Origin of the sequence: Corallococcus exercitus, assembly GCF_003611585.1 — a bacterium.
Classification (GTDB): Bacteria; Myxococcota; Myxococcia; order Myxococcales; family Myxococcaceae; genus Corallococcus; species Corallococcus exercitus.
Genome location: NZ_RAVW01000489.1, coordinates 1 through 6,724, shown reverse-complemented (window position 1 = coordinate 6,724; position 6,724 = coordinate 1). Strand labels below are relative to the sequence as shown.

Genomic DNA, 6,724 nt, shown 5'->3' with positions numbered 1-6,724 from the left:
CGGGGGGCACGGGCTGGGCCGGCGCGGCGGCGGGCTTCGGCTCCGGCTTCTCGTGCGACTCCAGCATCTTGCCGTTGTCGGCCGCGATGCGGCGGTACCACGCGTCCGGGTAGCGCGGGTGGCCCACCTTGCCCGTGGCGTCACGCACGTTGCCGTCGATGTACTTCACGAGCATCTGCTCGCCCAGCTTGCGCCAGCGCGCGTGGACCTTGTCTCCCTGCTGCATGGAGTACTCGGTGAGGTACTGGCGGGCCTGCTCCGGCGTCCGCTTGTAGAGCACCTGCGCGACGCTCTCCACGTTGGCCTGGTCCGCCAGGAACTGGCCCTCCAGGTCCCCCTGCGCCTTCTGCACGTCGACGATCATGTCGCTCCAGCGCCCGTAGGCCTGGTTCGACACCCAGTTGAAGACCCAGAAGGAGGAGTCCCAGGAGAAGTCCCCCCGGCTGGCCACGCCCTGCGCGAAGTTCTTCGGCACCTGCCGGATGCCCGCGTACATGGGCGTGTAGACGGTGGTGAAGGTGTCATCCACGCCGAACCAGAGGACGCCGCCGATGGCGTCCGGCAACGACGAGCGCATCTGCGCGACGAAGGAGAACCCCGTCTGCTGCGTGGAGATGGCGCGCTCGTGCACGTAGCTCTTGCCGTCCACGTCCCACGTCATCGGGCGCCAGCGGTAGGGCACCGCGTAGGGCCCCGCGCCCACGTCCTTGGACATGTCCAGCGGCGTGCCCTCGTAGTGGTCGCGCATGAGTGCCATGGCGTCCTGCACGGACACCTTCTTGTCCGGCTTCACCCACAGGGGCAGGCGCTTCGTGGTGTCCGCGCCGTCCGCGTACTCCACGCCCAGCTTCAGGGACGGGGCCGCGCGGCGGAAGATGCTCCACACGCGCGCCTCGCTGAAGCGCTGCCCGCCGAAGTCCAGCGGGTGGTACGTGTCCGCGAAGCTGAAGTCCTTGTCCGCGCCCGTGTACCAGCCCTTCGCGCGCGCGAAGGTGATGACGTCCGGCGCGTACAGCGTGGTGGCGCTGTCGTTGAGCGGGAACTGGCGGATGCGCGACTGGTTGGCGTGCGCGGAGATGTAGCCGTCCGGCAGCTTGCGGGCCACCCACACCGCGCCCTTCTGTCCCTCGCCCTTGCCGATCATCTCCAGGAGCCACGCCTCCTTCGGGTCGGCGATGGAGAACGTCTCACCGGTGGAGGCGTAGCCGTACTCGGCGACCAGGTCCGTCATCACCTGGATGGCCTCGCGGGCCGTCTTCGCGCGCTCCAGCGCGATGTAGATGAGCGAGCCGTAGTCGATGAGGCCCGAGGGCCCCTCCAGCTCCTTGCGGCCCGTGAAGGTGGACTCGCTGATGGAGAGCTGGTGCTCGTTCATGTTGCCCACCACGGAGTACGTGGCGGCCGGCTGCTTGATGCGGCCCAGGAACTTGCCGGAGTCCCACTCCACGACGTCGCGCATGGCGCCGGCCGCGTGGCGGCGCGCGGGCGTGTAGTACAGCTCGCCGTACAGCTCGTGCGCGTCCGCCGCGTAGGTGATGAACGTGGAGCCGTCCGTCGTGGCGCCCTTCGTCACCAGCATGCTGGTGCAGGCGTCCGCGACGACGGGGGCCACGAGCACAGCCGTCAGCGGCAGCGCGGTGAGGAGGGTCGAGGGGAATCGGTTCATGGCGGCGCAATCTAGCAGGACCGTCGCCCGCTGCCCGCCCGGACAGGTTGCCCGACCGTCAGGCACCCGGGCCCCCGCCGGGCGGCACCATGCGTGAAGCCGATGGCCGCCGAGCGCCGCGCTACTTCCCGGCCCTCAGGCTGGATGGCAGCCGCCGCACCGGGGCGCTAGGGTTGGCTTTTCCCCGCCCGGGGGCCGTCCAGCCCCCAGGGCTCCCCTCTGGAGGAAGCCGTGACGGAGATCGTGGTGGGCCTGGTGGTGTTCTTCGTCCTCACGGTCGTGCTCGGCCCCGCCCTCTGGAGCTCCCGCATCTGGTGGAGCAAGGCGGACCGCGACCAGGTGAAGGACAAGTACGGCCGCCCCCAGAAGGACGCGAAGGACCCGTAGGGCGGCCGCTTGTCGGGGCTGGGGGCTACTCGTCGTTCTGCCGCAGCGCGGCCAGGACGTTGAGGTCCTCCAGCGTGGTGGTGTCCTGCGTGGACTGCTTGCCCGCGGCCACGTCGCGCAGGAGCCGGCGCATGATCTTCCCGGAGCGCGTCTTGGGGAGGCCTTCCGCGAAGCGGATCTCATCCGGCCGCGCGATGGCGCCAATCTCCTTGGACACGTGCACGGCAAGCTCCTTCTTGAGCGCGTCCGAGGGGGCGTTGCCCTGCTTGAGCGTCACGAAGGCCACGAGCGCCGTGCCCTTCAGGTCGTCCGGGCGGCCCACCACCGCGGCCTCGGACACCTTCGCGTGCGCCACGAGCGCGCTCTCCACCTCCGCGGTGCCCAGGCGGTGGCCCGCGACGTTCACCACGTCGTCCACGCGGCCCATCAGCCAGAAGTAGCCGTCCGCGTCCGTGCGCGCGCCGTCGCCGGTGAAGTACATGCCGGGCAGCTCGCTGAAGTACGTGTTCACGTACCGCTCCGGGTCCCCGTACACGGTGCGCAGCATGGACGGCCAGGGCTTCGTCACGAAGAGCAGGCCGCCCTGCCCCTTGGGCACGGGCTTGCCTTCGCGGTCCAAAATCTCCGCGTGGATGCCGGGCAGCGGGAAGGTGGCGGAGCCGGGCTTGGTGGGCGTGGCGCCGGGCAGCGGGGAGATCATGATGCCGCCCGTCTCCGTCTGCCACCACGTGTCCACGACGGGGCACCGCCCCCCGCCGATGACGTCGCGGTACCACATCCACGCCTCCGGGTTGATGGGCTCACCCACGCTGCCCAGCAGGCGCAGCGAGGACAGGTCGTGCTTCTTCACCGGCTCGTCCCCCAGGCGCATGAAGGCGCGGATGGCGGTGGGCGCGGTGTAGAGGATGGTGGCCTTGTAGCGCTCGATGATGTCCCAGAAGCGGTCCGGCCCCGGCTGCGTGGGCGCGCCCTCGTAGATGATGGTGGTGACGCCGTTCATCAGCGGGCCGTAGACGACGTACGTGTGGCCCGTCACCCAGCCCACGTCCGCGGTGCACCAGTAGACGTCCTCGTCGCGCAGGTCGAACACCCAGCGCGTGGTGAGCGACGCGCCCAGCGCGTAGCCGGCCGTGGTGTGCAGCACGCCCTTGGGCTTCCCGGTGGAGCCGGACGTGTAGAGGATGAACAGCGGGTGCTCACTCTCCACCCACTCCGGCTCGCAGACGTCGGACTGGCCCTTCACCAGCGCGTCCCACGCCAGGAACTTCGGGCCCTCCGGCAGCTTGCCATCGCCGGTGCGCGTGAGGACGACGACCTTCTCGATGCTGGGGGCGTTCGGGAGCGCGGCCTCCACGTTCTTCATCAGCGGCACCACCGCGCCCTTGCGCCAGCCGCCGTCCGCGGTGAGCAGCACCTTCGCGCCCGCGTCCTTCATGCGGTCCTGGAGCGCCTCCGCGGAGAAGCCGCCGAAGACCACGGAGTGCACCGCGCCCAGCCGCGCGCACGCGAGCATCGCGACGGCGGCCTCCGGCACCATGGGCAGGTAGATGCCCACGCGGTCACCCTTCTTCACGCCCAGCGACTTGAGGCCGTTGGCCAGCCGGTTCACCTGCTGGGACAGCTGTCCGTAGGTGATGGCGCGGCGGTCTCCCGGCTCGCCCTCGAAGAGGATGGCGGGCTTGTCCTGGAGCTTCGGCAGGTGCCGGTCCAGGCAGTTGTAGGCGAGGTTGGTCTTCCCCTCGACGAACCAGCGCGCGTGGGGCGGCTTCCAGTCCAGCACCGTCTGGAAGGGCTCCTTCCAGTAGAGCTCCTCGCGGGCGCGGTCGCCCCAGTACCTGTCCGGATCCTTCGCGGCCTCGTCCCAGAGCCGCCGGTAGTCCTCCATGCCGCGGATGTGGGCCCGCTCGGAGAACTCCTTGGGCGGGGGGAAGACGCGGGACTCGGTCAGGACCGAGACGATTTCGTGCGGGTTGGCCATGGGCGTCCCTCCAGCTTCAGCGTGGGAACAGCCCTCCTGTTGTAGGAAGCCCCCCCCGCTATCTCAAGGGTTCCCTTCGCAGCGGGTGTTCCCCTGAACGCCGTCGAAGCGGAACCACAGCTCGCAGGTGCAGGCGGTGTCGTTGTTGGCGTCGTAGGCGAGCCGCAGCTGGCCGTTGAACTCGGTGGCGCACCGCGTGGTCGCGTCCAGGTGCACCTGGACCTGGTCCAGCAGGCACTCGTTGGCCCCGTCCACGGTGGTGCTGACGTTGGCCACGCTGCCGTCGGCGGTGAAGGCCTCGCCGTCCTCCAGGAAGTAGCCGAGCAGCTGCATGTTCTGCACGCCGAAGTCCGCGCGCACCACGCGTCCGGAGATTTGGATGTTCAGATGGAGGTTGCCCTGGAACTTCGCCAGGAGCCCGCAGTCGTCGCGCAGGGTCTCCGTGGGGATGAGCTCGTACTCGCCCTCGTTCTGGCTGTAGGGCAGGCAGCCCGCCAGCGTGAAGGCCAGGACGGCGGGGAGGCAGAGGCGTCGCAGGGTAGACACGGCACGCACCATCGCCCACGGAAGGCATCCGGAACGGGCGCTTGCCGGGGGGCTTTGGGTAGAGTGCGACGCCATGCCTGAATACCGCAACCCCAAACCCACCGTGGACTGCATCATCGAGCTGTCCGGCGAGCGCATCGTGCTCATCCGCCGCGCGAACCCGCCGGTGGGCTGGGCGCTGCCGGGCGGCTTCGTGGACGAGGGCGAGCCGCTGGACAAGGCGGCCATCCGCGAGGCCAAGGAGGAGACGGGCCTGGACGTGACGCTGGAGGAGCAGTTCTTCAGCTACTCGGATCCGAAGCGGGACCCGCGTCTGCACACGATTTCGACCGTGTTCATCGCGAAGGCGACGGGTGAGCCGGTGGGCGCGGACGACGCGGCGGAGGCGAAGACGTTCACCGTGGACGCGCTGCCCAAGGACCTGTGCTTCGACCACGGCACCATCCTGTCGGACTACCTGACCTACAAGCGCACCGGGAAGCGCCGCAAGCTGTAGGCGGAAGCGGGCCTTCGCGGATGCACTACCTGTTCGTCCTCCTGGCGCTCGGAGCGCTGCTCATCGTCCATGAGCTGGGGCACCTGGTGGCCGCGCGCCTGTTGGGCGTGCGGGTGCCGCGCTTCACCGTGGGCTTCGGGCCGCCGCTCCTGTCGTTCCGGCTGGGCGGGACGCAGTTCGTGCTGGGCGCGGTGCCGCTGGGCGCTTCCGCGAACCTGCAGGGGATGAACCCGCACCGCTCCGCGGAGGAGGACACGTCGGGGTTCGGCACGCTGGGGCCGCTCAAGCGGATGGCCATCATCCTCGCGGGGCCGCTGGCGAACTACGCGGTCGCGGTGGGGCTGCTGTTCGCGCTGTACTCGTCGGGCACGCACGTGGTGGTGCCGCTGACGGTGGGCACGGTGCTGCCGGGCTCGGAGGCGGCGCGGGCGCAGCTCCTGCCGGGGGACCGGCTGGTGGGCGTGGACGGCAAGCCGCTGGAGAACTGGTCGGACTTCGTCACGCGGGTGGCGGACGGCGTGGGTGGAACGCTGGAGCTTTCGGTGGACCGGCACGGCGAGCCGCGCACGGTGACGGTGCGGCCCCGGGCGGACGAGCGCGGCGCGGGGCGCATCGGCGTGAGCCAGCAGTACGTGTTCCGAGAGCACGCGCCCGGCGAGGCCTTCACCCAGTCGCTGGTGCACACCGGGCGCGTGGCGTCCGAGGCGCTGTCCACGCTGGTGGCGATGGTGCGCGGGCCCCAGGTCGCGGGCCGGGCCGGGCCGGGCGCGCTGATGCGCCAGGAGTCCTCCGACGTCGCGTCGTCCACGGCGTCCGGCGTGGATGCGCTGGTGCGCGCGCTGGTGGCGGCCTCCGTGGCGCTGGCGATGCTGACGCTGGTGCCGGTGCCGGGCCTGGATGGCGGCCGGGTGCTGCTGCTCGCCATCGAGGCGGTGAGCGGACGGCGCATCCCGCCCCGCGTGGAGACGGTGGCGCAGACGGCCGGGTTCCTCTTCCTGTCCATTGGCATCGTGGCCACGGCGGGCGCGGAGATCCGCCGCGCGCTGCCATCGGCGGACGCTCCGAACGGCGGGCTGAAGGCCCCCGCTGGCGCGCCCCTGGCCACGTCGGTTCCTGTCGCTCCGGACGCGGGCGTCCTCCCGGCGCCGGAGCTCGCGCCGGTGGCGGTGAAGCAGGCGGTGGCCCCCGTTCACCCGGTCGTGGATGCGGGCGTGCACCTGGCGGTCACCGTGCCTCCGGCGGGAGCTTCCGTGGCCCCTGCCGCGCCACTGGCATCGGATGCGGGGACGTCCGCGACCGCCAGCGCCCCCCGGGCGCAGGACGCGGGCACGACCGCGCTCGCACCTCCCGCGCTCACCGTGGGAGCCCCCACCGCCGTTGGTCCTCCCGGACAGGATGCGGGAACTTCCGTCGCCACGGTCGCGCCCCGGGCGCAGGACGCGGGCACGGCTGTCACCGCCGCGCCGCTCGCGCCAGACGCGGGCACTGCTCGCGTCGTGACGCCCTCGCCTCCCTGAAGCGGCCGGCCGCCTGCTCCACTGGCTGCCCTCCTGGAAGAGGAGCGCTTGCTGGATGGCAGGTGCCGCGGGGCTGCACTCAACGGCGTTGATTGCACGGCCGGGTGTGCGCCAATAGAAGCCAAGGCCTCTTC

6 protein-coding genes are annotated in these 6,724 nt (G+C 71.0%); 3 read left to right on the top strand and 3 right to left on the bottom strand.

What is annotated here, in order from left to right; all coding sequences use genetic code 11:
- Positions 1-1,666: dipeptidase (locus D7W79_RS36615; protein ID WP_120529923.1), on the bottom strand; the 1,666-nt coding region annotated here is incomplete at its 3' end.
- 231 nt (positions 1,667-1,897) lie between these two features.
- Here D7W79_RS36615 and D7W79_RS44005 point away from each other — a divergent pair.
- The gene (locus D7W79_RS44005; RefSeq protein ID WP_158617143.1) at positions 1,898-2,053 is read left to right on the top strand and encodes a hypothetical protein; all 156 of its coding nucleotides are present in this window, start codon (positions 1,898-1,900) and stop codon (positions 2,051-2,053) included.
- 25 nt (positions 2,054-2,078) lie between these two features.
- Here D7W79_RS44005 and acs read toward each other — a convergent pair whose 3' ends face one another.
- Together acs and D7W79_RS36605 are read right to left on the bottom strand one after the other, a co-directional pair.
- A complete protein-coding gene (gene acs, locus D7W79_RS36610; protein WP_120529922.1) occupies positions 2,079-4,031 on the bottom strand; it encodes an acetate--CoA ligase in 1,953 nt (650 codons plus the stop codon).
- A 63-nt stretch (positions 4,032-4,094) separates the two neighbouring features.
- On the bottom strand, positions 4,095-4,577 hold the full coding sequence (locus D7W79_RS36605; protein WP_244222167.1) for a hypothetical protein: 483 nt from the start codon (positions 4,575-4,577) through the stop codon (positions 4,095-4,097).
- A 73-nt stretch (positions 4,578-4,650) separates the two neighbouring features.
- Between D7W79_RS36605 and D7W79_RS36600 the strand changes: the two genes are divergently transcribed.
- The gene (locus D7W79_RS36600) at positions 4,651-5,073 is read left to right on the top strand and encodes an NUDIX domain-containing protein (RefSeq protein ID WP_120529920.1); all 423 of its coding nucleotides are present in this window, start codon (positions 4,651-4,653) and stop codon (positions 5,071-5,073) included.
- Between the two features lie 20 nt (positions 5,074-5,093).
- Positions 5,094-6,590 (top strand): M50 family metallopeptidase, encoded by a 1,497-nt coding sequence (locus tag D7W79_RS36595; RefSeq protein WP_244222166.1) that lies wholly within the window; start codon positions 5,094-5,096, stop codon positions 6,588-6,590.
- Positions 6,591-6,724 lie beyond the last annotated feature (134 nt).

Bases quoted from the DNA above. Each gene is read 5' to 3' on its own strand.
- D7W79_RS36595 (WP_244222166.1), top strand. From the start codon at position 5,094: ATGCACTACCTGTTCGTCCTCCTGGCGCTCGGAGCGCTGCTCATCGTC.
- D7W79_RS36600 (WP_120529920.1), top strand. From the start codon at position 4,651: ATGCCTGAATACCGCAACCCCAAACCCACCGTGGACTGCATCATCGAG.
- acs (WP_120529922.1), bottom strand. From the start codon at position 4,031: ATGGCCAACCCGCACGAAATCGTCTCGGTCCTGACCGAGTCCCGCGTC.